26 protein-coding genes are annotated in these 23,832 nt (G+C 64.4%); 8 read left to right on the top strand and 18 right to left on the bottom strand.

Translation table 11 applies throughout. The annotated features are described in order from the left end of the window. Positions 1 to 2 precede the first annotated feature (2 nt). Entirely contained in the window at positions 3 to 914 is a 912-nt protein-coding gene (gene argB, locus DBZ32_RS12570) for an acetylglutamate kinase (protein ID WP_119167477.1), read from the top strand. A 62-nt stretch (positions 915 to 976) separates the two neighbouring features. Next, positions 977 to 1,888 carry a cation diffusion facilitator family transporter gene (locus DBZ32_RS12565; protein WP_119167476.1) on the top strand — a complete coding sequence of 304 codons (912 nt, stop codon included), beginning with the start codon at positions 977 to 979 and terminating at the stop codon, positions 1,886 to 1,888. A gap of 35 nt (positions 1,889 to 1,923) precedes the next feature. Here the strand turns inward: DBZ32_RS12565 and DBZ32_RS12560 are convergent, their stop codons facing one another. The 3 genes from DBZ32_RS12560 to DBZ32_RS12550 all read right to left on the bottom strand — a co-directional run bounded on the left by DBZ32_RS12560 (position 1,924) and on the right by DBZ32_RS12550 (position 4,276). Next, positions 1,924 to 2,262 carry a MarR family transcriptional regulator gene (locus tag DBZ32_RS12560; RefSeq protein WP_119167475.1) on the bottom strand — a complete coding sequence of 113 codons (339 nt, stop codon included), beginning with the start codon at positions 2,260 to 2,262 and terminating at the stop codon, positions 1,924 to 1,926. 10 nt (positions 2,263 to 2,272) lie between these two features. After that, positions 2,273 to 2,716 carry a universal stress protein gene (locus tag DBZ32_RS12555; RefSeq protein ID WP_119167474.1) on the bottom strand — a complete coding sequence of 148 codons (444 nt, stop codon included), beginning with the start codon at positions 2,714 to 2,716 and terminating at the stop codon, positions 2,273 to 2,275. Between the two features lie 123 nt (positions 2,717 to 2,839). Next, positions 2,840 to 4,276, bottom strand: coding sequence for a leucyl aminopeptidase family protein (locus DBZ32_RS12550; RefSeq protein ID WP_119167473.1), 1,437 nt, complete (start codon positions 4,274 to 4,276; stop codon positions 2,840 to 2,842). Positions 4,277 to 4,385: 109 nt separating this feature from the next. Between DBZ32_RS12550 and DBZ32_RS12545 the strand changes: the two genes are divergently transcribed. Further along, a complete protein-coding gene (locus DBZ32_RS12545) occupies positions 4,386 to 5,090 on the top strand; it encodes a glutathione S-transferase family protein (RefSeq protein ID WP_235830174.1) in 705 nt (234 codons plus the stop codon). A gap of 31 nt (positions 5,091 to 5,121) precedes the next feature. On the opposite strand, the gene DBZ32_RS12540 is transcribed toward DBZ32_RS12545, so the two are convergent. Continuing rightward, entirely contained in the window at positions 5,122 to 6,015 is an 894-nt protein-coding gene (locus DBZ32_RS12540; protein WP_162906737.1) for a 2OG-Fe(II) oxygenase, read from the bottom strand. A gap of 218 nt (positions 6,016 to 6,233) precedes the next feature. Further along, complete coding sequence (locus DBZ32_RS12535; protein WP_208539208.1) at positions 6,234 to 7,349, bottom strand: TAXI family TRAP transporter solute-binding subunit; 1,116 nt, start codon at positions 7,347 to 7,349, stop codon at positions 6,234 to 6,236. 164 nt (positions 7,350 to 7,513) lie between these two features. Here DBZ32_RS12535 and DBZ32_RS12530 point away from each other — a divergent pair, with 164 nt between their 5' ends. Continuing rightward, positions 7,514 to 9,061: an AMP-binding protein gene (locus tag DBZ32_RS12530; protein ID WP_119167471.1), complete on the top strand. Its 1,548-nt coding sequence runs from the start codon at positions 7,514 to 7,516 to the stop codon at positions 9,059 to 9,061. Between the two features lie 11 nt (positions 9,062 to 9,072). Here the strand turns inward: DBZ32_RS12530 and DBZ32_RS12525 are convergent, their stop codons facing one another. The 7 genes from DBZ32_RS12525 to cysE form a co-directional block, all read right to left on the bottom strand. Beyond that, entirely contained in the window at positions 9,073 to 9,423 is a 351-nt protein-coding gene (locus DBZ32_RS12525; protein ID WP_119167470.1) for an HPF/RaiA family ribosome-associated protein, read from the bottom strand. A gap of 146 nt (positions 9,424 to 9,569) precedes the next feature. Next, positions 9,570 to 10,262 carry a thiaminase II gene (tenA, locus tag DBZ32_RS12520; protein WP_119167469.1) on the bottom strand — a complete coding sequence of 231 codons (693 nt, stop codon included), beginning with the start codon at positions 10,260 to 10,262 and terminating at the stop codon, positions 9,570 to 9,572. Between the two features lie 11 nt (positions 10,263 to 10,273). After that, a complete protein-coding gene (locus tag DBZ32_RS12515) occupies positions 10,274 to 10,606 on the bottom strand; it encodes a ferredoxin family 2Fe-2S iron-sulfur cluster binding protein (RefSeq protein ID WP_119167468.1) in 333 nt (110 codons plus the stop codon). 91 nt (positions 10,607 to 10,697) lie between these two features. Then, a complete protein-coding gene (locus DBZ32_RS12510; protein WP_119167467.1) occupies positions 10,698 to 11,903 on the bottom strand; it encodes a cysteine desulfurase family protein in 1,206 nt (401 codons plus the stop codon). Continuing rightward, positions 11,900 to 13,030, bottom strand: a complete 1,131-nt coding sequence (locus tag DBZ32_RS12505) for a cysteine desulfurase family protein (RefSeq protein ID WP_119167466.1) — start codon at positions 13,028 to 13,030, stop codon at positions 11,900 to 11,902. The genes DBZ32_RS12510 and DBZ32_RS12505 overlap by 4 nt, the downstream gene beginning before the upstream one ends. Before the next feature lie 20 nt (positions 13,031 to 13,050). Then, a complete protein-coding gene (locus DBZ32_RS12500; protein WP_119167465.1) occupies positions 13,051 to 13,524 on the bottom strand; it encodes an Rrf2 family transcriptional regulator in 474 nt (157 codons plus the stop codon). Between the two features lie 61 nt (positions 13,525 to 13,585). Then, positions 13,586 to 14,377, bottom strand: coding sequence for a serine O-acetyltransferase (cysE, locus tag DBZ32_RS12495; protein ID WP_119167464.1), 792 nt, complete (start codon positions 14,375 to 14,377; stop codon positions 13,586 to 13,588). 246 nt (positions 14,378 to 14,623) lie between these two features. Between cysE and DBZ32_RS12490 the strand changes: the two genes are divergently transcribed. Beyond that, positions 14,624 to 15,289: an alpha/beta hydrolase gene (locus tag DBZ32_RS12490; protein WP_119167463.1), complete on the top strand. Its 666-nt coding sequence runs from the start codon at positions 14,624 to 14,626 to the stop codon at positions 15,287 to 15,289. Positions 15,290 to 15,307: 18 nt separating this feature from the next. On the opposite strand, the gene DBZ32_RS12485 is transcribed toward DBZ32_RS12490, so the two are convergent. Then, positions 15,308 to 15,835 (bottom strand): PAS domain-containing protein, encoded by a 528-nt coding sequence (locus tag DBZ32_RS12485; protein WP_119167462.1) that lies wholly within the window; start codon positions 15,833 to 15,835, stop codon positions 15,308 to 15,310. Between the two features lie 64 nt (positions 15,836 to 15,899). Next, on the bottom strand, positions 15,900 to 17,006 hold the full coding sequence (locus DBZ32_RS12480) for an anhydro-N-acetylmuramic acid kinase (protein ID WP_119167461.1): 1,107 nt from the start codon (positions 17,004 to 17,006) through the stop codon (positions 15,900 to 15,902). Positions 17,007 to 17,123: 117 nt separating this feature from the next. Between DBZ32_RS12480 and tyrS the strand changes: the two genes are divergently transcribed. Both tyrS and lpdA read left to right on the top strand, forming a co-directional pair. Then, positions 17,124 to 18,371, top strand: coding sequence for a tyrosine--tRNA ligase (gene tyrS, locus DBZ32_RS12475; protein ID WP_119167460.1), 1,248 nt, complete (start codon positions 17,124 to 17,126; stop codon positions 18,369 to 18,371). A gap of 152 nt (positions 18,372 to 18,523) precedes the next feature. Then, entirely contained in the window at positions 18,524 to 19,942 is a 1,419-nt protein-coding gene (gene lpdA, locus DBZ32_RS12470; RefSeq protein WP_119167459.1) for a dihydrolipoyl dehydrogenase, read from the top strand. Positions 19,943 to 20,022: 80 nt separating this feature from the next. Here lpdA and DBZ32_RS12465 read toward each other — a convergent pair whose 3' ends face one another. The 4 genes from DBZ32_RS12465 to DBZ32_RS12450 all read right to left on the bottom strand — a co-directional run bounded on the left by DBZ32_RS12465 (position 20,023) and on the right by DBZ32_RS12450 (position 23,038). Then, the gene (locus tag DBZ32_RS12465; protein WP_119167458.1) at positions 20,023 to 20,847 is read right to left on the bottom strand and encodes a hypothetical protein; all 825 of its coding nucleotides are present in this window, start codon (positions 20,845 to 20,847) and stop codon (positions 20,023 to 20,025) included. Positions 20,848 to 20,971: 124 nt separating this feature from the next. Beyond that, the gene (locus DBZ32_RS12460; protein WP_119167457.1) at positions 20,972 to 21,469 is read right to left on the bottom strand and encodes a CarD family transcriptional regulator; all 498 of its coding nucleotides are present in this window, start codon (positions 21,467 to 21,469) and stop codon (positions 20,972 to 20,974) included. Positions 21,470 to 22,126: 657 nt separating this feature from the next. Then, entirely contained in the window at positions 22,127 to 22,465 is a 339-nt protein-coding gene (fdxA, locus tag DBZ32_RS12455; RefSeq protein WP_119167794.1) for a ferredoxin FdxA, read from the bottom strand. Positions 22,466 to 22,570: 105 nt separating this feature from the next. Continuing rightward, positions 22,571 to 23,038, bottom strand: coding sequence for a tellurite resistance TerB family protein (locus DBZ32_RS12450; protein WP_162906736.1), 468 nt, complete (start codon positions 23,036 to 23,038; stop codon positions 22,571 to 22,573). Positions 23,039 to 23,131: 93 nt separating this feature from the next. Between DBZ32_RS12450 and DBZ32_RS12445 the strand changes: the two genes are divergently transcribed. Next, positions 23,132 to 23,824, top strand: a complete 693-nt coding sequence (locus DBZ32_RS12445; protein WP_268877943.1) for a DUF938 domain-containing protein — start codon at positions 23,132 to 23,134, stop codon at positions 23,822 to 23,824. Positions 23,825 to 23,832: the final 8 nt, after the last annotated feature.

Raw genomic sequence — 23,832 nt, 5'->3', positions numbered from 1 at the left:
CCATGACCCAGATCCGCAAGAACATCGCCGAGACGAAGCACTGGCTGCGCACGGCGCGCACCCTGACCGAAGCGCTGCCCTTCATGCGCCGCTACGCCGGGCAGACCTTCGTCATCAAGTACGGCGGTCACGCCATGGGCGATGCCGAGCTGGCGAACATCTTCGCGAGCGATGTGGTGCTGATGAAGCAGGTCGGCATCAACCCTGTCGTGGTGCACGGCGGAGGCCCGCAGATCGGCCGCATGCTGGAGCGCCTGAATGTCGAGACCGAGTTCATCGACGGGCTGCGTGTGACCAGCGCGGCAACCGTCGATGTGGTCGAGATGGTTCTGGCGGGCACGATCAATAAGTCCATCGCCTCGGCGATCAATCAGGCGGGCGGCACGGCCATCGGACTGTCCGGCAAGGACGGGAACCTGATCCGGGCCCGCAAGCTGCGCCGGACCAAGCGGGATCCGGAAAGCAATATCGAGCAGATCCTCGATCTCGGCTTCGTCGGCGAACCGGTCAAGGTCAACCCGCAAGTCCTCGCGGCCCTGCAGCAGTCGGGCATGATCCCGGTGATCGCCCCGATCGGTGTGGGTGCCGAGGGTGAGACCTACAACATCAACGCCGACACCGTGGCAGGCGCGGTCGCGGCGGCGATCGGCGCAGCGCGCCTGCTGTTGTTGACCGACGTGATCGGCGTGCTCGACAAGCAAGGCGACTTGCTGACCGACCTGACGGTCGAAGATGTCGCGCGCCTGGAAGCGGACGGCACGGTGACGGGCGGGATGATCCCCAAGCTGCAAACCTGCGTGGACGCGGTGCAGGGTGGCGTCGAGGCCTCGGTCATTTTGGACGGACGGGTTCCGCACGCGTTGCTGCTCGAAATCTTCACCACCAAGGGCCTCGGCACTCTGGTCCGGCGATAATCGCTCTCGCGCCGCAACCTTATAACCTGGACGGGTCTGGCGGCACGGCCCACCTCTGCCGCATGACGCAAGCAAAGGGTCATAATCACGGGCACGGGAACGGGCACAGAAACGAACGACAGGTCGGCCTGGCGGCTCTGGTGATCGGCAGTTTCATGCTGGTGGAAGTCGTCGGCGGGCTGCTCTCCGGATCGCTGGCCCTACTCGCCGACGCGGGCCACATGTTGACCGATTTCGCGGCCCTCAGCTTGGCTTGGTTCGCCTTTCGGATCGCACGCCGTCCGGCCGACCGGGCACGCACCTACGGTTTCGACCGGGTGCCCGTGCTCGCTGCCTTCGTCAATGGCGTTCTACTCGTCGCGCTCTGTCTCTGGATCGTTATCGAAGCGCTGCAGCGGCTGGCCGATCCGCAGCCGATTCTGGGCGGGCCGATGCTGGCGATCGCCCTGCTCGGTCTGCTGGTCAACATCGGCGCGTTCTGGCTTCTGCATCGGGCCGAAAGCGGCAATCTCAATATCCGCGGCGCCATGAGTCACGTGATCGGCGACCTGCTCGGGTCGGTCGCGGCGATCATCGCGGCTTGCGTCATTCTCTGGACCGGCTGGATACCGATCGATCCGCTGCTGTCCCTCCTGGTCGCGGGCTTGATCCTGCGCAGCGCCGTCCTGCTGCTCCGCGACGCTGGACACATCCTGTTGGAGGGTGCCCCGAAGACCTTACGGCATGACGTCATCGCGGACGACCTGCTCGCCGCGGTGCCAGAAGTTCGAGAGGTCCATCACGTCCACGCCTGGTCTCTGTCCCAGGAAAGGCCGCTGGTCACCCTGCACGCCAGGATCGAGGCAACGGCCGAGCCCGAGGAGGTGATCAGAGCGATCAAGAAACGTTTGGCTGCGCGTTTCGAAATCGAGCATTCGACCGTCGAGATCGAACGGCACCTTTGTGCCGACCGACAGGCCGCGCCGGCGATTTAGCGGCGCGCCTTGCGACCTTTCAAGGGCCTGCGCCGTTACAGATCGCGGGCGACGGCGCTGACGAGGTCCCCGAATTCCCTCAAAAAGACGGACCCCTTGACGGTGCGCTGTACCAGGATCGAGCGTTTGTCGGTCTCGTCGATCTTGCGCTTGGCGAACTCAAGCTGCCCCAGGCGATCGAGCGCCCGGCTCACGGCCGGCTTCGAAATCCCCAGCTTCTCAGCCAGACCGCGCACCGTGTGCGGCGGGGCGGAGAGATAGACGTCGAGTAGAATCGCGAGTTGGCGCTGTGTGAGATCGGGCCAGTCGCGTACCAAAACGGCAGATCCCGTGGCTCGGTAGAGCGCCAAGGCCTGTTGCGGCGTCATCTCCATGGCGGTCCGCTCAACGGGTGGTGACGACCGTGCATTTCGCCAGGCTCGCCACCTTGTGCGAGACACTGCCGAGCAGCACCCCCTCGACATCCCCCATTCCACGCCGGCCAAGGACGATGGTGTCGACCTTCCGGCGCTCGGCATACTCCATGATTCCGCGCGCCGGATTTCCGGTCTTGATCTCCGTCTTGACCCCTTTCAGTCCGCAGGACTCCGCCACATCCTTGGCCTTGTCCATAATCGTTTCGGTGTACTCGTCGAGCACGTACTGCGGCTCACCCGAAAGATGCTCCAACTCAATGAAACGCTTCACCTGTTCGCTAGGCTTCAGTTCCTTGGCGACGGTCATCAAGGTCAAGGCGCTACCGAACTTCTGAGCCAGGGCACAGGCATGTTCGGCCGCGCGCAAAGCATGCTTCGATCCGTCGACACAACACAAAATGTTCTGAAACATCGCTCCCCCCAGACCTCGCCGGCTCCCTTCTCATCCGAAATGAGAGCTTAGCATAGGCAACCGCCCGACTGGAGTTTCGCCGGAGGCGGCGGTCTGTCATCCGCTTGCGACGTCTCGGCGGTCTCAGCGCCAGCTCCCGCGCTCGACGGTCGTCTGCACAAGAGCATAGAGCGCGCGCAGGCCCTGGGCCTCGCCGCCTTCGGGCCGCCCCGGCCGTCCCGCCGTGTTCCAGGCCATCAGGTCGACGTGAATCCAAGGCGCCCCTTCCGGCACGAAACGTTCGAGGAAAAGGGCCGCCGTGATCGCTCCGCCGAAGCCACTGCTACCGGTGCTCGAGAGATCCGCGACCTTGCTTTCGAGAAAGCGCTGGTACGGCTGGTGTAAGGGCAAGCGCCAAAGAGGGTCGGCCTCCCGCGCCGCGGCGGCGAGCGCGGCGGCGGCGAGATCGTCGTTGTTGCTGAAGAGCGCCGGCAGGTCCGTGCCCAGGGCAACCCGCGCCGCGCCGGTCAGGGTCGCCATGTCCAGCAACAGATCGGGACGGTCGCGACCCGCCTCGGCCAAGGCGTCGCAGAGAATCAAGCGCCCCTCCGCATCGGTATCGCCGACCTCGACCGTCAAGCCCTGGCGGGTGCGCAGCACGTCGAGCGGTCGAAAGGCCTCACCCGACACGGCATTCTCGACCGCGGGGACCAGAACCCGCAGGCGGAGCGGCAGACCGGCATCCATGATGAGGTAGGCAAGGCCCAGCGCATGGGCGGCACCGCCCATATCCTTTTTCATCAGCTTCATGTTGGCCGGGCTTTTGAGATCGAGCCCGCCGCTGTCGAAGCAGACGCCCTTGCCGATCAGGGTAACCTGCGGACCGGTCTGGCTGCCGGTCCAGGTCAGATCGATCAGCCTCGCCTCGCGGCCGTCGCCGGCGGCACGTCCGACCGTGTGGATTGCCGGATAGTCGCTCTCGAGCAACTGCGCACCCGAGATCACGGAGATCTGGGCACCGTAGCTTGTCGCCAAACTGCGCGCGCTGCGCTCGAGATCGCCCGGCCCCATGTCTTCCGCCGGTGTCGTGACGAGGTCGCGCACCCAGCCGACACCGGCGGCCAAGCGGGTGACGGCCGCCCGATCGACGCCTTCCGGCCAGACGAGGCGCGCGACCGGCGCCTTGTCCTTGGTCTTGTATCTCCGGAAGCGGTAGCCTCCGACCGCCCACCCCAAAGCCGCCGCTTCGGCAAGTGCCCGCGGGCTTTGCGCGGCGAGATGATAATCACCCTCCGGCAAGGCTTCGGGCAGACCCGCGAAGGCCCAGAGATCGACAGGCTCCTCGACCCCGAGCAGCACCCGCGTCAGTTTGCCGTCGGCCGCCGGCAACAGAGCTTGTTTACCGGGGTCCGCCGAAAAACCGAGCGCTTCAACCCAGGCGGATTCGACCGGTTCCGCTTTTGTCAGCCAGCTCTCCAGCTCTGCTTTCGTCAGCGCCACAACTTCGACAGGCGCATCGGCCGTTTCGATCAAATGATCCGAAGCTGTCGGGTTGACGATAACGGTATAAGACTCGCTCATGATCGACCAAGAATTCCTGCGGTTGCGGATGACCGTCCGGCAAGCCAGAAATCGCCACACCTACCCGGCGCGCGCGACCGTGGGCAAAGCCGAAAAAAGAGGGCAGAGAATGTCAGAGGCGCAGACGGAAATCACCTCCCCAAAGCCGGAAGCTGGAAGCAGCGGGACTCCCGGCGCAATGACCCTGGTGATCGGCAACAGGAACTACTCCTCCTGGTCCATGCGGGCGGCCCTCGTCCTGGCGATGACGCCCGCTCAAGCGAAGGAAATCCTGATTCCGCTGGATCAGCCGGAGACACGCTCCCAGCTTCTCGCCCATTCGCCCAGCGGCCTGGTGCCGGTCCTGCTTCATGGGGAGCTTCTCGTCTGGGACTCGCTGGCGATCGCCGAGTACCTGCACGAGATCTTCCCCGCTGCCGGACTTTGGCCTGCCGAGCGCCAGGCGAGGGCTTTCGCCCGCGCGGTCAGTGCCGAAATGCACAGCGGGTTCGCCACTTTGCGGCAGGAGATGTCGATGGACATACGGGCCAGCAAGCCGAGAACACCGAGTCGCGCTTGCCAGGCCGACATCGACCGCATCGCTCAGATCTGGCAGGAATGCCGTGTCGGCTTCGGAGACGGCGGGCCGTTTCTGTTCGGCCGGCCATCGATCGCCGACTGCATTTATGCGCCGGTCGCCTCGCGCTTCAGGACCTACGGCGTACCGCTCGATGCGACCTGCCAGGCTTACGTCGAGGCCCTGTTCGCTTGGCCGCCGATGCAGGTTTGGGTCGAAGCCGCCAAGATCGAGCCTTGGGAGCTGCCGGATCACTGAGGCGGAACAGCTGAAGGACTCCCGGTCCCGATCACGCGGTCGGGCTGGGACCGCCACCACGGTTGCTGCCGAGACGGCGAGCTAGCTTGCCGGCAACGGCACCGGTGATCCGGTCCGCAAAAGAGCGTCGGACGGGAAAGAAACCCTCGCCGCTCAGTTGGTAGCACTCGGCAAGAAAATTGACGTAGCGCCGTGGAAAGCGGGTCGAACTGCGCGGTGAAACGCCGTGTAGGCTGTCGGGCGTATTCAGCCACATGACGAGAGTGTTCGCGCGGTAGGGGATTTCGGCCACCCGTTCGACGCAGCGATCCTTAATATTGTAGTGGCGATCGAAGACCCGGCGATTGCCCCGGTAACGATAGAATCCGAGGTCACCGCCAGGCGCCTCGTCCTGTGGATGCCGGAAATAGAGCAGCCCGGCAAACAGCTTGCAGGGCTTGTCGACATGGGGGCCGCGCACGCTGCTTTCCGCGGTGACCGGGCTGTTGACCCCGAACTGTACATCCAACAGAATGTTGGCCGCTTCCTTGCCAGAGGCTGCCAAGCCAGCCTTGTCCGGCCGGATCGCCGTGGTCACGGCGTCGAGCGGCCTTCCAAGGACCTGCTCGATGTCCGGATAGACACGGCGAATCGCAGGCTGCCAGAAAGCCAGGCATTCCCGGAAGAAATCGTCCGAGGCGTGGTAGGTGAAGAAATCTCTCCAGATCGACGGCATCCGAGGATTCTGCACCACCTCGACGGCGTTCAGCAGATAGGCCTTGTTGCTCTCGAGCGCTCGCTCTTTGCGGATCGTCTCGAAATCCGGATAGCACTCCGAGAGTTCCGCGTAATAGCTTGGCTCGAGCGCATCGGTGACGATCAGATGGGGAAAAGGGTCGTACAGGATTTTGGAGCTGGAACGGCCAGCAAGAATACTCGCAACCACGACAACCGCCTCCGGCAAAAGCGTCTCTACTGATCGACTTCGCCGGTTGTAATGCAGATCGCCGCAGTAGGGAAATGCTTAAGTGTCGGAAGCACCGAATCCTGGTCCGGAAAATAAATCGAGCCCGGTTGTCGTAGGAAGACACCGGCCTGTCCGACTTGAGAGGGAATGAGGAGTTGGAATCGGCGGGAAATCTTCGGGAACGCGGCATTCAGCCGCTACTCGATTTCCCCAAACCCTTCGTGCTGAAGTTGCGGAACGACGTCGAGCTCGGAGGTCGAGGGCTCTTCAGCCGGATCGTACTCCTCGTCGAGGAAGGTGATCCCACGCTGCTCGTAGTAGGCGAGTGCTCCGGGGTGCAGCGGAACGCCCAGACTGTTCAGCGCGGTGTCGAGCTCGATCAGTCTACCCTTCGGGTGGCCGGTATCGAGCAGTCGTCGCGAGGCCGGATGCCAGAGAGCGGCAGTGATGCCGGTGACCAGGTCGTCGGGTAGATCCGCCGACACGAGCCACTGAGCGCCGACGCTGAGCGTCCGAGTCGCGGCGACACCGCGGTAGGTGCCGGACTGGATCGTCGTATGGCTGAAGAAAGGCCAGCTCTGCTCGATCACGATGGCTTCCTCTCCGCTGATCGGCACGAGTTGGATCGCGGTCGTCTCGGCAAGGCCCGCGATCGCCGCCGTAGGCGTACCGGCCACCAGAAACAGCCCTTCCAGCTCGCCCTTGCGCATCAGTTCGACGGCCTGACCGGACGCCAGGTACCGAGCCTCCAGGTCCTCGACGTCGAGGCCGTAGGCGGCCAACACCAGACGTGCATCAACCAGAGTGCCCGAGCCCTCTCGGTCGACCGAGATCCGCTTGCCCTTGAGATCCTCGACCGAGCGAATTCCGGCATCGGCCCGCACCACCAACTGAATGGCCTCCGGGTAGAGGTTGGCCAGCGTGCGGAGCTTCGTAACCCTTTCGTTCCCCTCGAACACCGCCTCGCCATGAAAGGCCCAGAAAGCGACGTCGGCTTGGCAGAGCCCGGACTCCAGCCGGCCGCCGGCGATCGCCGCCACATTGGCGACCGAGCCCTCGGTCGACTGCGCCACGGCGATCAGTCCCGGCACACCGCAACTGCCGCCCCGGTCGCAGCCGCGGCTGCCGGGCGGATTGGAGATCACGCTGGCCAGAAGACTGCCGATCGGGAAGTAGGTGCCGCCGGTCGATCCGGTCCCGATCCGGAAGAAGCTCGCCTGATCGGCGACCGCACGGCCAACGCCGGCTGGCGTCGTCGCCAGCAGCCCGGCGGCAGCCAGTCGCTGGAGCAAGGTTCGGCGCGTCAAGGGCATTGGAGGGTCTGGCCTTTCACTGATCTGCGGCCGTAACCGGGATTATGACGCGCTGCAGTGCAAAATGAAACGGCCATGCCCTTGCCTCACCTCCACTCTCTTGCACAGACTGCGCGCCCTATGATTGAAACAAGCTTTACGATAGTACGCAGCGCGGCCTGGAAATGAACCTCGTCCAGCTTCTTGTCCGGACCGCCCGTGGTCGCGGCGAACGCGCCGCCATCGTCCAGGGTGCCGGCACCCCGACGACCTACAGCACCCTGGCGCGACGGGCAGCCTGTCTCGGCGCCAGTTTGCGCGGACGCTTCGACCTCGTTCCCGGCGATCGCGTCGCCCTCGCGATGAAGAACTGCCCAGCCTACCTTGAAGTGCTCTACGGCTGCTGGTGGGCCGGCCTTGTGCCGGTGCCGATGAACGCCAAGCTGCACCCGAGAGAACTCGCCTACATGCTGGGCAAGTCCGGTGCCCGTCTCTGCTTCGTGACCCCCGATCTGGCGACGGATATTCGGAGCGAAAGCGCCGGCCTCGATCGGTTGCAGGAGGTGATCGAGGTCGAGGCACCGCTCTACCGACAGCTCTTGCAAAGCGATCCGATGCACCCGGCCGATCGCGACCTGGACGACTTGGCGTGGCTTTTCTTCACCAGCGGCACCACCGGCCGGCCGAAGGGCGCCATGATCACCCATCGTAATCTCTGGACGATGACCTCCTGCTACTTTCCGGATGTCGATGCCGTCGGGCCAGACGACGCCCTCGTCTACGCCGCGCCGATGAGCCACGGCGCCGGTCTCTACAACTTCCCCTACATGGCGCAAGCCGCACTGCATGTGATTCCGGAGTCGGGGGGGTTCGATCCCGCCGAATTCATCGGCCTGATGAAGGTCTATCGAGGTCTCGGGGCCTTCTTCGCCCCCACCATGATCAAACGTCTCGTCGAGCACGCCGATGCAGACTCGGCCCCGACGGCCAACCTGAACACGCTCGTCTATGGCGGCGGACCGATGTACGTCACCGACCTCAAACAAGCCCTCGAGGTTTTCGGAAACCGCTTCGTGCAGATCTACGGCCAGGGTGAAAGCCCCATGTGCATCACCTCGCTCACGCGCGACCAGCATGCGGAGATCGACCATCCGGCCTACGAGACGCGTCTCGCCTCGGTTGGACGTGCCCAGATGCTGGTCGAACTTCGGGTCGCCGACGAAGACGACCGCAGTCTGCCACCCGGCGAAGTCGGTGAAGTGCTGGTGCGCGGGCCTTCGGTGATCCCGGGCTACTGGCAGGACGAAGCCGCCAGCGCACAGACGCTGAAAGGCGGTTGGCTGCACACCGGCGATATGGCGAGCCTGGACGAAGACGGCTTCCTGACCCTGAAGGACCGCTCCAAGGACGTAATCATTTCCGGCGGCACGAACATCTATCCGCGCGAAGTGGAGGAGGTCCTGCTCCGGCATCCGAAGGTCGCCGAAGTCGCGGTGATCGGCCGCCCGCATCCGGACTGGGGAGAAGAAGTGGTCGCCGTCGTGGTCGCTCGCAAGACAGCAGCGCCCAGCGAAGACGAGTTGAACCGGCTCTGCCTCGAGCACATCGCGCGCTTCAAGCGGCCGAAGGGCTACCGCTTCGTCGCCGCTCTGCCGAAGAACAACTACGGCAAGGTGTTGAAGACCGAACTGCGGGCTCTGCTCGAAGCGGACGAGCGCTCTCGAGAGACCTGAACGACGGCCGCCTATTCGCCGTGGGTCTTCACATCGCCGCGCAACCGGCGTGCGTGATCCTCCAATTGGCGCGCGGCGGCCTTGAAAGCGTCCTTGATCGCAACGTTGATGTCGGTGTGCCGCGGGTCTCCTGGATGAGCGCGCGTGACGTCGATGGTCCGGCTCGGCGGCACGGTGAGATGAATGCCGATCCGATAGAGGTTCCCCTTGCTGTGCTGTTTGTGGGGCGCCTCGACAACCACGCGGCAGGACGTGATGTGGCTGAAGAAGCGGTCGAGTTTCTGGGCCTCCTGCCGCACGCGGTCCTCCACCGCATCCGAGTGGTCCAGGTCCTTGAAAGCGATTTCGAGAGGCAGTTGCATTGTCTGACACCCCGCTGCGTGGATGAGGGCGTTACCTTCTGGCGGTCCTGGCCGCAGGTCGCCGAAGCGTGGCCAGACCTCCAGCAGAAATCATGACAGCCTCGGCCAGACTTGGCAAAACGGACCGGTCTCAGGCGCCGCGAGAGTCAGGCGCCCAAGAGGCCCATGTCCCAGAAGCCGATCTCCAGGCGGCAGGCCGTCTCGAACAGCTGCCGAAGCGCCGGCCAGCGTGGGTTGGCCGTCAGGTCGCCGGTCAGACCTCTCGCCCTCGCGACGCGTTCCAGCTGTTGCCGGCAGAGTTCGGCGCCTTCCTGGAACTCGCTGCCGCCGTACATCTCTATCCAGTCCCGGTAGGGATTGCCCTCCAGCCGTGTCGCCGGGTCGGCTGCGAGGCGCCGGCCGATCTCCGCATATCCCAGGCTGCAGGGGCTTAAGGCCACCAACAGGTCGAGCAGATCGCCGCTGAGGCCCGTATCCATCACGAAGCGGGTATAGAGACGATTGGCATCGGCTTCCGGCAGGCGAACGAGGTCGGCCTCGCGCAGCCCCCAACGCTCGCAGTAGGTGACATGCAGGGCCAACTCGTGATTGAGCAACAGGTCGACCGCCGCCGCCGACTGGCGCAGATCCTCTACGTCCTGCGACTTCACCACGGCCAGGGCCCAGGCCCGGCTGTAGTGCAGCAGGAAGAGGTAATCCTGTCCAAGGTAGTGGCGAAAGCAGGCCTCGGGCAGCTCTCCCCGCGCCAACTGACGGACGAAGGGATGCCCGATGTAGCCCTCCCACGACGCCGTCGCGGCGGACTTGAGAGTCTCGTAAACAGACGGATTGCTGGACACGGCCGGCGGCTCTATTCCAACAGCATGTTGCGGGTTTCCCCCGGCAACCTGACGGTCAGGCCATCGAGTTCCTCGGTCAGGATGATCTGGCAGCCCAGGCGTGAGGTCTTGGTCAGACCGAAGGCCAGGTCGAGCATGTCTTCCTCGTCCTCGCTCGCTTCTTCCAGACGGGCATACCAAGAGTCGTCAATCACCACATGGCAGGTGGAGCAGGCCAGCGAGCCCTCGCAGGCGCCTTCGATATCGACGTCGTTCCGGTGGGCGATTTCCAGGACGGACAGCCCGGACGGTGCTTCCACCGTCTTCGTGCGGCCGTCACGTTCGATGAACGTCATCTTCGGCATCTAGGATCCTCGGATCTCTTCTTCGTCGTTTCGGAATTTGCGCGCTGGATGTAGCGAATGACGGCTGCTTTTGCCAGACGGCTGAGCCGATCTATTCCGCAGCGGCGGCGGCGGCGCGCACCGCCACGACGGCAGCGGCCAGCAAGTCGGCGGCGCGCCCGACCTCCTCGGCTGTGGTCATGCGCCCGAAGCCGATCCGCAGAGAGCAGGCGGCATCCGCGTCGCTCAGCCCCAGGGCACGCAGAACGTAGGAGGGCTCCACCGCCGCGGAACTGCAGGCGCTGCCGGTGGAGACGGCAAGGCCGCGCGCGGCGGCCATGATCTTGTCGGCGGGGGCTCCGGGAAAACAGAGATTAAGATTACCGGGGATGCGCGCCTCCAAGCTGCCGTTGGCCGCGATGGGTCCAAGCTTCGCCTCGATCGCCGCGAGGAAGGCCTGGCGCAGACCCTCGAGACGCGAGGCCTCTGCCTCCCGCTCGGCGGACGCGAGGCTGCAAGCCTCTCCCAAGCCGACGCAGAGCGGCGTCGGCAAGGTGCCGCTTCGCAAGCCCCGTTCCTGTCCGCCGCCATCGAACAGCGGCTCCAGCCGCACGCGCGGACGGCGGCGCACATAAAGCGCGCCGACACCCTTGGGACCATAGAGCTTATGGCCGGAAAGACTGAGCAGATCGATACCCGCCGTGACGACGTCGAGGGGAACCTTGCCCACCGCCTGAGCGGCATCGACATGCAGCCAGGCACCGGCGGCGTGGACGCGCTCGGCGATCGCCGGCAGCGGCTGGATCACGCCGATCTCATTGTTGACGGCCATGACGGAGACCAGGGCTGTCCGCTCGTCGAGCGCGGCACCCAGTCTATCCAGATCGACCAGACCGTCGGGACGGACCGGCAGGATCTCGGTCTCGAACCCCTCCCGCGCCAAGGCGCGCGTCGATTCCAGAACGCACTTGTGCTCGGTTTCCAGCGTCACCACCCGGTTACGGCCCTCGTGACTCCGGCGAAAGCGCGCCGCCCCCTTGATCGCGAGGTTGTTGGATTCTGTCGCACCGGAGGTAAAGACGATCTCGCGCGCATCGGCGTTCAGACTCGCCGCGACCTGACCGCGGGCTCGCTCCACGGCCTCCTCCGCGTCCCAGCCGTAGGCATGGGCGTCGCTATGGGGGTTGCCGAACTGTTCGGTGAACCAGGGCAACATGACCTCGACGACGCGCGGGTCGGTCGGCGTGGTCGCCTGATAATCCAGATAAATGCCCCTCGGACGGCGGTTCGGGAGATGGGTCGGGCGTGAATCGCTCATGCCGTGACCGCACCTTTCGCAACGGCGCTTCCGGTCACCGGAAACCTCTGCGCCAAGGGCCGCCAAGCTTCGAGGAAGCGCGCATAGTCGGAGTCGCCGCTGGCCCAGCCCGTGGAAATCCGCAGCGCCGCCTTAGCTTCCTCAGTCGATGCCCCCATCGCGCCCAGAACATGCGAGGGCGCCACCTTGCCGGAGGAGCAGGCGGAACCGGAGGACACCGCGATACCGGCCAGATCGAGCGCCATCAGCTGACTCTCGGACGTCAAACCGGGTAAAGCAAGGCAGGTCGTGTTGGGCAGGCGCGGCGCCTCGGCACCGAAGATCACGGCGGAGGGGGCCAGACCTCTCAGCTCAACCTCGAAGGCATCGCGTCGCGCCTCCAGGTGGGCCAAGGTCTGCCGTACCACGGCGGCGGCGGCACCGAAGCCGGCAATAGCCGCCACGTTTTCCGTACCGGCGCGCCGCCCACGCTCCTGACCGCCACCGAGAAGAAACGGCTGCAGCGCCACATCGTCGGCCACGACCAGCGCTCCGATCCCTTGCGGCCCGCCAAGCTTGTGCGCCGACAGGCTCATCAGATCGACACCGAGCAGGGCGAAATCCACAGGAATCTTACCGGCGGCCTGAACGGCATCGCAGTGCACCAGAGCCCCAAACTCGCGGGCAAGCGCCGCCGCCTCCGCCACGGGCTGGATCACACCGGTTTCGTTGTTCGCGAGCTGCAAGGAAACGATGGCCGGCGCCGTATCACCGGCGAGGAGGCTGGCCAGCTTGGCCAAGCTCACCACACCGTCGCGGCGCAGCGGAACCCGGACGACCTCCGGCACCGCCTGCAGCACCGAGGCGTGTTCACCTGCCGAGACGAGCACGCGGGGCCGGCCATGGGCGCGTAAGGCCTGGTTGTTCGCTTCCGTGCCGCCTCCGGTGAACACAAGCTGCTCCGGCCGGGCACCGACGAAGGACGCCACCTGCTCGCGCGCATCCTCCACGAGTCGCCGCGCTCGCCGCCCGAACCCGTGCGGAGATGAGGCGTTTCCGGTCACCGCCAAGGCCGCAGTCATGGCCGCCAAGGCCTCCGGGCACAGCGGAGCCGTTGCGTTGTAGTCGAGATAGACCGGCTCGATCATGGCACTCCCGGGAGGCCGGCCTACTGAGCGGCGATCGGCGGTTGGAAATCCCGGTCCGTCTGAATCAGCCCGCTGCTGCCGAGCACCCGACGCTCGACGACGTCGGCAACGCTGACCGAGGAGAGATAGAGGTAGATCTGATTGCCCAGCTCTTCCCAGAGATCGTGCGTCATACAGCGGGTCTGGTTGGAGCGGCAGCCGAAGGGTTGACCGGGCATGCAACGCGTCGCGCGAATGGGCTCGTCGACAGCCAGAATGATATCTGCGATCCGGGTCGCTTCGGCCTCGCGTGCCAGCAGGTAACCGCCACCGGGCCCGCGTACGGACTTGACCAGACCGCCGCGGCGCAACTTTGCAAAGAGCTGCTCTAGATAGGACAGGGAGATTTCCTGACGCTCGGCGATGTCGGCCAGAGAGACCGGACGGCCCTTGCCGTTGGCGGTCAGGTCGCACATCGCCATCACGGCGTAACGGCCTTTAGTCGAAAGCTTCATCAGTTCAGACCTCTCATCTCTCCGGGGGCGCTTGCCTCTTCGTCCCGGGTACTGCTCCGCTTTAACAGGCGGACTTTTCGCTTTTCGCGGGTTCTTCACCGTTGTGCGCGACGCCGCGTTTCGCTTGGGCGCGTTCGGACCCCGTGGGCTTCGGCCCGGCCTGCTCACCCAGCTTCGCCTCCAGGTCCCGCACCTGCGCGCGCAATCCATGAACTTCGTTCAGGAGACCGTCGAGAGCCCGAGCTACGGGGTCGGGTATATCGCCGGTCGGGGTTCCGTAGGCGACGAAGCGTGCATCCGCTGCTTCCAGGCGAGCGGTTTGATCGCCGACCGCGCGTGCGGGCACGCCAACCACCGTCACTCCGGCGGCGACATCTTTCGTCACAACCGCATTAGCGCCGACGCGGGCGCAGCGTGCGACCGTAATCGGTCCGAGAACCTGGGCGCCGGAGCCGACGATCACATTGTCCTGCAATGTCGGATGACGCTTCTGGTTGCGCTGTTGATCGCTGTCGATCGAGGGCGCAACACCTCCCAACGTGACATCGTGATACAGCGTGACATCGTCGCCGATCTCAGCGGTTTCGCCGATCACCACGCCCATGCCGTGGTCGATGAACAGGCGTCGTCCGATGATCGCGCCGGGATGGATCTCGATACCCGTCAGCAGGCGAGCGATCTGGGAGACCCAGCGGCCGAGCAAATGAAAGCGCCGACGCCAAAGCGAATTCGCGAGGCGGTATATCAAAAGAGCCTGGAAACCGGGGTAACAAAGTGCCACTTCCAGCCGCGACCGGGCGGCCGGATCGCGTGCCATAGTAGCGTCAATGTCCTCGCGGAGTGTCTTGAACATGGCTTTACCCGCCGGTATGGTCCGCGGCCTTTGCGGTATCGCAGTCTGCGGGCAGCCGGGCCCGCAGATCGTTTCGGATGCCATAATATGGTTGTCCGAGTTCTGCGGTCAACTATTCGCGCCTCTGATATCTGCCCGCTGAGGCATTGCAGAGGTGACACCGACGAAAAGATGATGCGGTCAACCCGCTGTCATGCCAGGGAAGCGATCGCGTCGAAGACTCCAGGAATTCAGGAAAGTTCAAGCATGCCCGAAGTCATTTTCAACGGTCCCGAAGGCCGCCTCGAAGGGCGCTACCAGCACGGCAAGGGTCCGACCGCGCCGATCGCTCTGCTGTTGCATCCGCACCCGCAGCACGGCGGCACGATGAACAATAAGGTGGTCTACGCCCTCTATCAGATTTTCGCGCAGCGGGGTTTTTCCGTTTTGCGCTTCAATTTCCGCGGCGTCGGGCGCAGCCAAGGTGTCTTCGACCGCGGCGAAGGCGAATTGTCGGACGCCGCCAGCGCGCTGGATTGGCTCCAGAGCTATAATGAGAATGCGCGCGCCTGTTGGATAGCCGGCTTTTCCTTCGGGGCCTGGATCGGCATGCAGCTGCTGATGCGTCGCCCCGAGATCAGCGGTTTCATTTCGGTGGCCCCGCCCGCCAATCTTTACGACTTTTCCTTCCTTGCGCCTTGCCCTTCGTCGGGCTTGGTCGTGCAGGGCAAATCCGACGAGATCGTGCCCGAAGGGTCGGTCAAGAAGTTAATCGACAAACTGCAGAACCAGCGCGACATCGAGATCGAGTATGCGTTGATCGAGGGTGCCAACCACTTCTTCGCTACCCAGCTCGATCAGCTTTCCTTGTCGGTTCACGACTACCTGAACCGCCATACCGATACGCAGCAGGCCGGCAAGAAGGCGAGCTGACAGGACCTCGTCACGACGTCACTGGAAGTGGATCACCGCGAGCAATCGGGTGACCTTGGATGCTGCGCCGGGTGCGACATCCTCATCGGCCAGCGGGCAGACCAGCGTCACGTACCGTTTGTAGTTTCGGCTCGACCAGGTCAGCGGGACGTCGGCCACGTAGGGCCGGCCACTCGCCACGGCATTGGCCATGCGCGCAGCGACCGGTTCCGAACCCGGAACTTCTTCGCCGTAGCGACCCGTCGGATCGAAACCGGCCTGCTCGACGGCATGGGTGCCCGCAAGGCGCACCCTGAACCTAAGCCTGCCGGCTTCGCGGTGCTCCACATCGACCAGGAATATGTACCCGAGCGCACGGCGGGGCAGCCCGAGAGGATCGACCTCACGCGCCAGCGGCATCGCGCGCCCCGCGGCTAGGCTGTGCCAATAGCGAAAAACCTCGGCCAGCATAGGATCGCTGATCTCTTCGACCCGCTCGACTTCCCGGTAGCAGTCTTCCGAAAGCTGGTCGGACACTTCGAAGGCGTGCGAGCTAGCGTCCTCCATCGTCTACCGAAACTCTCCGTTGAGAGGTCAGCCTTCAGAATACAGGCATATGCGTGAGCCTGTCCTAAATCTCGGGGAGATGCAATTGACCGCCTGCGGTCGGCAGGGCAACGCCGGTCGTCGTGGGCAGGGACAGCGGCAGTCCGGCGCGGCTGCGGAGAGCCAGATAGGCGAAAGCCTGAGCCTCGAGAGCGTCGCCGTCCCAGCCGACGGCCTCCAGACTCTCCACTGCGGCACCAAGGCGCGCGCGCAGGGCCAGCATGATCGCCGGGTTCTTGCGTCCGCCGCCGGTGACCAGCCAGCGCCTTGGCGGCGACGGCAAGAGCGGCAGCGCCGCCGCCACGCTGGCAGCCGTGAACTCGGTCAAGGTCGCAGCCCCGTCACTGACGGAGAGACCCGAGACAGCGGCGGGATCGAAGGCATCCCGATCCAGCGACTTAGGGGCGGGCCGCGCGAAGTAAGGGTGCGACATCAAGACCGCCAGGGCCGCGGCGTCCGCTCTGCCGGCGAGTGCCAAGGCGCCGTCCAGATCGCAGGTCAAAGCGGCATGCTTGGCACACCAGTCATCGATCAACGCATTCCCCGGACCGGTATCGAAGGCGATCGGCGGCTGACTCGCCGACCCGATCCAGGTCACGTTGCCGACGCCCCCGAGGTTCAGCACCGCCACCGGCCGTTCGCTTGGATCCGGAAGGGTGGAGGCGATCAGCGCCTGATGAAATAGCGGGGCGAAGGGCGCGCCCTCTCCACCGGCCGCCACATCGGCGCTACGGAAGTCGTTGACCACCGGAATGCCGAGCTGTTGCGCCAAGAGCGCACCATCGCCGATTTGCCAGGTGCGGCGTACCTCGGGTGCATGCAGCAGAGTCTGACCATGGAAGCCGACTACGGCTATCTCGCCAGGAGCGGCACCGGCCGTCGCGAGCAGCCCTCTGACGGCGGCCGTGTGGCGTTCGGTCAGGGCCAGTTCGACCGCCGCGATCTCTCCGGCCAGTTCGGGCGCCGCCGCGCGTCCGCCAAGCAAAGCCCGCAAGCGCGCGCGGAACGCCGGATCGTAAGGGTGGCTGTCGAAGGCGACAGGCCGAACCTCGGCGTCTCCATCGCTGTCGATCAGAGCTGCGTCGATACCGTCGAGGGACGTACCGCTCATCAGGCCAACGGCCAGGGACATACTGAAAAGGCTCCGCGTTTTCCGAGCAGGCGTTGAGGCGACCGGGGGAGTGTGCTAAGCGAGCGCCCTCCTGGCAACCAGCTTGCCGAACGCCTTTCACCAACGAATCTCAGGCCGATGACCGCTCTTCGCTCCGAGTTCCTGCAAACCCTGCAGGCACGCGGCTACATCCACCAGTGTACGGATCTGGACGGTCTCGACGCCCTGGCACGGGAGGGCGGGGTGACGGCCTATGTCGGCTACGACGCAACGGCCGACTCTCTGCATGTCGGTCATCTCGTCTCCATCATGATGCTGCGGCAGCTTCAGCTCTGCGGCGGCCGTCCCGTCGTACTGATGGGTGGCGGAACCACCAAGGTGGGCGACCCCTCCGGCAAGGACGAGACCCGCCAACTGCTCAGCGACGCACAGATCGCGGACAACATCACCGAGATCCGAAGAAGTTTCGAAAACTTCCTGGCGTTCGGAGCCGATCAAGCAATTCAAGTGAACAACGCGGACTGGCTCGACGCGCTGCACTACATTCCGCTGCTGCGCGACGTCGGCCGTCACTTCACGATCAACCGCATGCTGACCTTCGATTCGGTGCGTCTACGGCTCGAGCGCGAGCAGCCGCTGACCTTCCTCGAATTCAACTACATGATCCTCCAGGCCTACGACTTCCTGGAGCTGTCGCGCCGTCACGACTGCCGCTTGCAAATGGGCGGCTCCGATCAGTGGGGTAACATCGTCAACGGCATCGAGCTGGGGCGGCGCGTCGACGGCGCCGAGCTGTTCGGCTTGACGACAGCGCTGATCACCACGGCCTCCGGCCAGAAGATGGGCAAAACGGCGGCCGGCGCGGTCTGGCTGTCGCCGAAGCGACTGAGCCACTACGACTACTACCAATACTGGCGCAACAGCGACGACGCCGACGTCGGGCGCTTCCTGAAACTCTTTACCGACCTGCCGCTGCCGGAGATCGCGCGGCTGGAGGCCTTGCAGGGCCGGGAGCTCAACGAGGCCAAGAAGGTTCTGGCCCTTGAAGCGACCAAGCTTTGCCGCGGCGAGGCGGCCGCCCAAGAAGCTGCCGAGACCGCGCGGCGAACCTTCGAAGAAGGCGCGGTCGCTGCACAGCTGCCGACCTTGGAGGTGCCGACCGAGCGCCTGGCGGCCGGCATCCCGCTCTACGCTCTGCTGGCAGAGGCGGGACTCTGCGCCAGCAATGGCGAAGCGCGGCGCCTGATCAAGGGCGGCGGTGCCCGCGTGAACGACGAGAAGGTCGAGGACGAGACGGCTCTGGTCAGCCCCGACAGGCTGCTTCCCGAGGGCGTCGTCAAGATCTCCGCCGGGCGCAAGAAGCACGCGCTGGTTCGTCCGCAGTAGCTGCCGGAAACGGCGATGTCGTGAGCCGGACGAGGCGGGTGGCCTCGCCGCCTTGCCGCTGCACCGGCTTTGCGGCATGGTGCGCCGCGCGCGGGTGACTTGCATCGGGGATCTGCCCGCCGCCCTCCACCGCCAGCCATAGAGGACATTCCATGAGCGACGAGTCCGGCTCCTTCGACTACGACGTGATCGTTATCGGTTCGGGCCCGGGCGGCTACGTCTGTGCCATCCGGGCGGCGCAATTGGGGCTGAAGACCGCCTGCGTGGAGTCGCGCGAGACGCTGGGCGGAACCTGCCTCAACGTCGGCTGTATCCCCTCGAAGGCGCTCTTACAGGCCAGCGAGAAGTTCGAGGAGGCGAACCACGCCCTGTCCAACTTCGGCGTGGAGGTCGGCCGGGTGAAACTGAATTTGCCGACCATGCTCAGCCACAAGGACAAGGTGGTCGAGGCCAACGTCAAGGGCGTCGAGTTCCTGTTCAAGAAGAACAAGATCGATTGGTTGAAGGGCCACGGCAGCCTGCAGGGCGGCGGGCGCGTCGAAGTAAAGGGCCAGAAGGCGGCGAAGACCTATAGCGCCAAGCAGATCGTGATCGCCAGCGGTTCGACCCATGTCGACCTGCCAGGTCTGACGGTGGACGAGAAGCAGATCGTGAGTTCCACTGGAGCACTCGACCTGCCCAAGGTACCGAAGCATCTGGTCGTGGTCGGGGGCGGCTATATCGGACTGGAGATGGGCTCGGTCTGGCTGCGTCTCGGCGCCAAAGTGACGGTGGTCGAATTCCTGGACCGTATCGTCCCCACCATGGACGGGGAAATCGGCAAGCAGTTCCAGCGAATTCTCGGCAAGCAAGGCATGGCCTTCAAACTCGGCACCAAGGTGACCGGCGCCAAGACCGGCAAGCAGGGGGTGAGCCTGACCGTCGAGCCGGCCAAGGGCGGCGACGCGGAGGAGATCAAAGCGGATGTGGTCTTGGTGGCGATCGGCCGCAAGCCCTTCACCGAAGGGCTGGGCCTGGAGGCCGCCGGCGTCGAAACCGACGAGCGCGGCCGAATCGTGACCGACAGCCACTTCAAGACCTCGGCCGAAGGCGTCTATGCCATCGGCGATGCGATTGTCGGCCCGATGCTCGCCCACAAGGCCGAGGAGGAAGGCGTCGCGGTCGCCGAGAGCCTGGCCGGTCTGCCCGGCCACGTGAACTACGAGACCGTGCCGGGCATCGTCTACACTTGGCCCGAGGTTGCCAGTGTCGGCCCGACCGAAGAGGAACTGAAGGCCAAGGACGTCGACTACAGGGTAGGCAAGTTCCCTTTCACCGCCAACGGTCGCGCGCGGGCCGCCGGTTCCACCGACGGCTTCGTCAAGATCATCGCCGATAGGCGCAGCGACCGTATTCTCGCCGCCCATATCATCGGGCCGGAAGCCGGCACGCTGATCCACGAAGTTGTGGTCGCGATGGAGTTCGGCGGCTCGGCGGAGGACCTCGCGCGCTCGTTCCATGGCCACCCCACGCTCAACGAAGCCGTCAAGGAAGCCGCGCTGGCCGTCGATGGCCGCCCGATTCACATCTAGAGCGGCTAAATCCGGACCGAATCGCGATCACTTGGACTCGAAGCGGCAGGCGAGCGAGCAGGGGACTCCGCGTCTCCGGATCAGGCCTCGATGCGGTCGACAAGGGCTCCGTCGAGCGTGAAGCAGGCAGCGGCGAGCGGCCCACCGAAACCGCAACCGGCATCGATCGTCACGGTGTGATCGGTTTCGACGATTCCTGGTGCGCCCTCTTCCCGGCCCGGCGCGAAGCCGCGCACAACGCGTGCGAAACCGGCATAGGGCTCGCTTAAGCGTCCAAAGCCGCCGGACGACCACCAGAAAGAGTCCCGCTGAGCCTCGAGCGGGCGTGTCGGATCCAATCCGGCGTTGACGAACAGAAGGGTGCCGTGCCGTCCGTCCAGTGCGGCCATACAGGCGCGACGCAGAGCGGCCATGAACGCGACATGGCCTTCACGGGCCTGCATGGCCCGTCGCAAATCCTGGGTCCAGCGGGTCAGACCGACCGCGCCACCGCGCACCCGCTGCAAGGCCTCCTCGGCGGAGCTGCCATAGGCCGAAAGGGTTGCGCCTACGCCTTGCGCGAGCATCCAGTTGAGCACGCCGCGCGGGTCGGTGGCGAACTGCAACTGAAGCAGCTTCTGCCACATCTCCTCCTGCCCTCCACGCAGAATCACCACGTGCGGCGCTTCCGCCGGCTCGCGGGCCATCACGCCGCAGCGGAAGGCGAGCAACTCGTTGATGGTCCCGAGAACATCGGTCCCACGGCCCAAAACATTGCCCAGGTAGACCAGATGATCGCCGGCTTCCAGCCGCGGCCAGAGTGCGTCGTGCAGCGCTTCCAGACGCTCGCGCTCGCCATGGATCGATCCAACCGCCCAGACACGCCGGGCGGCGCTCAGGACAGCGAATTTCTCCTGATCGCTCATGGCGCAAATGACCCCGTGGCCGCCGTCACGTCAATCGTCTGAAACCGGCGGGCAGGCCAGGACATGGAGGTAAAAAAGAGACACGGTCGCTCAGATTCGGCGGCCGCGATGACTCCGCTGAGGTCTAGGCCGCCTTGAGAAGCTTCTCCAACTTCTCGGCCGCAGCCTGCTCGTCAATCGCCTCGAGCGCCGCCAGTTCGCGGGCCAGGCGATCAAGTGCGGCCTGATACATCTGCCGCTCCGAAAAAGACTGGTCAGGCTGGTCGTCGGCGCGGTGCAGGTCACGCACGACTTCGGCAATCGAAACCGGATCGCCGGAATTGATCTTCGCCTCGTACTCTTGGGCGCGCCGACTCCACATGGTCTTCTTGGCACGGCTGCGGCCCTTCAAGGCCGCCAGCGCCGAGTCCATCATTTTACGGGAGGACAGGCGACGCAGACCGGACTGCTGGGCTTTGCCGACCGGCACACGCAACGTCATGCGATCTTTCTCGAACTTGATCACGATCAGGTCGATCGTCTCGCCCGAAATCTCGTGAGTCTCGATCCCCAGAACCTTACCCACGCCGTGTGTCGGATAGACCACGTAATCTCCGGCGCTGAACTCGATCTTCTTGACCATGATTGAACTTGAGCTCCATCGTTCTGGCGTACCTCGACCATGATCGTCCGGAGGGCTTGACCGTGGCCGGCCTCAAAGTCGACGCTGACGCGCGGTTGCCCGCCGTGGTTCCGTTGCCGCCAAGACCGAAGCGCAACCCTCGCGCTTGCCTCTCACCAACTTCGGAGCGCCAAACGTTCCGTCGAAATCGTCTCACCCCACGGGACGCCCTTCCGCGGTCTCTCACGACTTCAACTGCCCTTCTCCTCATCGGCCTCGCTATCGCACGCAAGCAACCGGCGCAAATCGCCAAAGCGCAATCCGCGTTCGAACTCTGCCGATGATCACGATGCTGGCTCTCCGCTTCCTGCGATACAGAAGTTTGCGCCATCCGCCGTGCTAATAGAGCAAGGCTTGCGTCACGCCGTTCTGCAGATGGCCAGCCTCGGTTTCCCCAAGACGCTGCGACCTGAACCCGGTTTTCCTATCGAGGAGAAACGGATCGTGTCACAAAACTAATATACTACAATCAGCCTCTCGAAACAACCGCCGCAATGCAGCGTCCCGCGACCACGAGGCTCTTGCAGTCAACACGACGTAGTCATTGAGAGATAAAAATTCTGAATATCAACTTTAGGTTTTCGGACACAGGCTGCCCTCTTAAACTTCAGCGATCACTCAGTCGCCCAACCCTGGTTTATCCGAAAAGTACTTGTCGTACTTTTTCTCTTCGTCTCTGTGGGCGTCGGCGTCTGTGGGCGCATCCTTCTTGCGTGTAATGTTGGGCCAGGCCTCTGAAAAATCCTTGTTCAACGTCAGCCACGTGTCCGCCTGCGGATCCGTGTCGGGAAGGATCGCCTCGGGCGGGCATTCGGGCTCGCAAACGCCACAGTCGATGCACTCATCGGGGTGGATCACCAACATGTTCTCACCCTCGTAGAAACAGTCCACGGGGCAGACCTCGACGCAGTCGGTGTACTTGCACTTGATGCAGGCTTCAGTGACGACGTAGGTCATCGCGATCGTATTCTCCTCATGGCCGGGCGCCAGGCGCACCGCACCGATTCTCGACCCCTTAGCAAATCCCCTCAGCCGCAAAGCCGCTCGGCGACGGACGGGGAGTTACCCTTGTATGTTCAACTTTGCCAAGGCGCGCTTGCGCGCCTGCCCGCTTTCCTGATCGGTCACGTGAATTAATGCGGCCAGACGGCGCAAGAGATTCGCCTCGTAGTCATGCAGTGAGCCGTCGGCGTAGACCACTTCCCAAAGCATCTCCAACAGCTCCACCCGCTCATCGTGATCGAAGCGATCCTTCACCGTTCGGACGGAGGAGAAGAGCTCCACGCTTTCGGCCACTTTCTGCTCCGCCAGATCGACCAAACGACCGGCTTCGGCGGGGTCCATTCCGAAACGCTCGGAGAGCATCCGCTGAACCGTCGCTCTTTCTTCGGCGTCGAAGTCGTCGTCCATGCAAGCCGCCTCGACCAGCAAGGCGGTCGCGGCCAGATGCAGTTCGTCCTCACTGTGACGCGCGCCTTCGGCCGGCGCCCCGCCGCGGTCGAGAAAAAATGTACGGATGCGGTCCATCATGATGCCTAGCTGCCTATCATTGCCTTCCGCCCGGGGGCAACCCTTGGCAGACTGCGGCTTTCCACTCAGCGGGTTCTTAGGGAGTCGTCGCGCGTGAGCCAAGATGGGCCTAACCAAACGGCAAACAAGATCGAATTGTCGCCGTCGACGCAAACCGACGACGCCAGACGCCATGCGCCAGCGACGGCACGGAACAGAAACCCGATTCTCGAGGTGCTGCGTCCCCTCGTCGCGGCGCTGCCGAAAGACGCCACGCTGCTGGAAATCGCCAGCGGTACAGGAGAACATGCCGTCTTCTTTGCACGCGCACTGCCGCAGCTCCGATGGCAGCCGAGCGAGCCCGATCCGGACCTGCGCGCAAGCATCCGCGACCACCAAGCCGCCGAGGGCAGCGCTCTCGAAAATCTACGGCCGCCGATCGATCTCGACGTGACTCGTTTTCCTTGGCCGATTTCCAGTGCCGACGCGATGATCTGCGTGAACATGATTCACATCGCACCCTGGTCCTGCTGCGAAGCCCTAATGAAGGGCGCCGCCCAACTTCTCCCAACCGAGGGACCGCTCCTGCTCTATGGCCCCTTCCGGCGCGGCGGATCTCACACGTCCTCCAGCAACGTGGCTTTCGACGACTCGCTGCAGGCGCGGAATCCGACCTGGGGCATCCGCGATCTGGAACAGGTCGCCACCACGGCCGAAAGCAGGGGGCTTCGCCTCACGGAAGTGCAAGAGTTGCCGGCCAACAATCTGGCGGTCATCTTTCGCCGGCACCAGCGCATGGACACCTGACAGTATAC

Source organism: Algihabitans albus (genome assembly GCF_003572205.1).
GTDB lineage: Bacteria > Pseudomonadota > Alphaproteobacteria > Kiloniellales > DSM-21159 > Algihabitans > Algihabitans albus.
The sequence above is the reverse complement of the archived record's forward strand: the minus strand, read 5'-3'. Positions and strand labels throughout refer to the sequence as shown.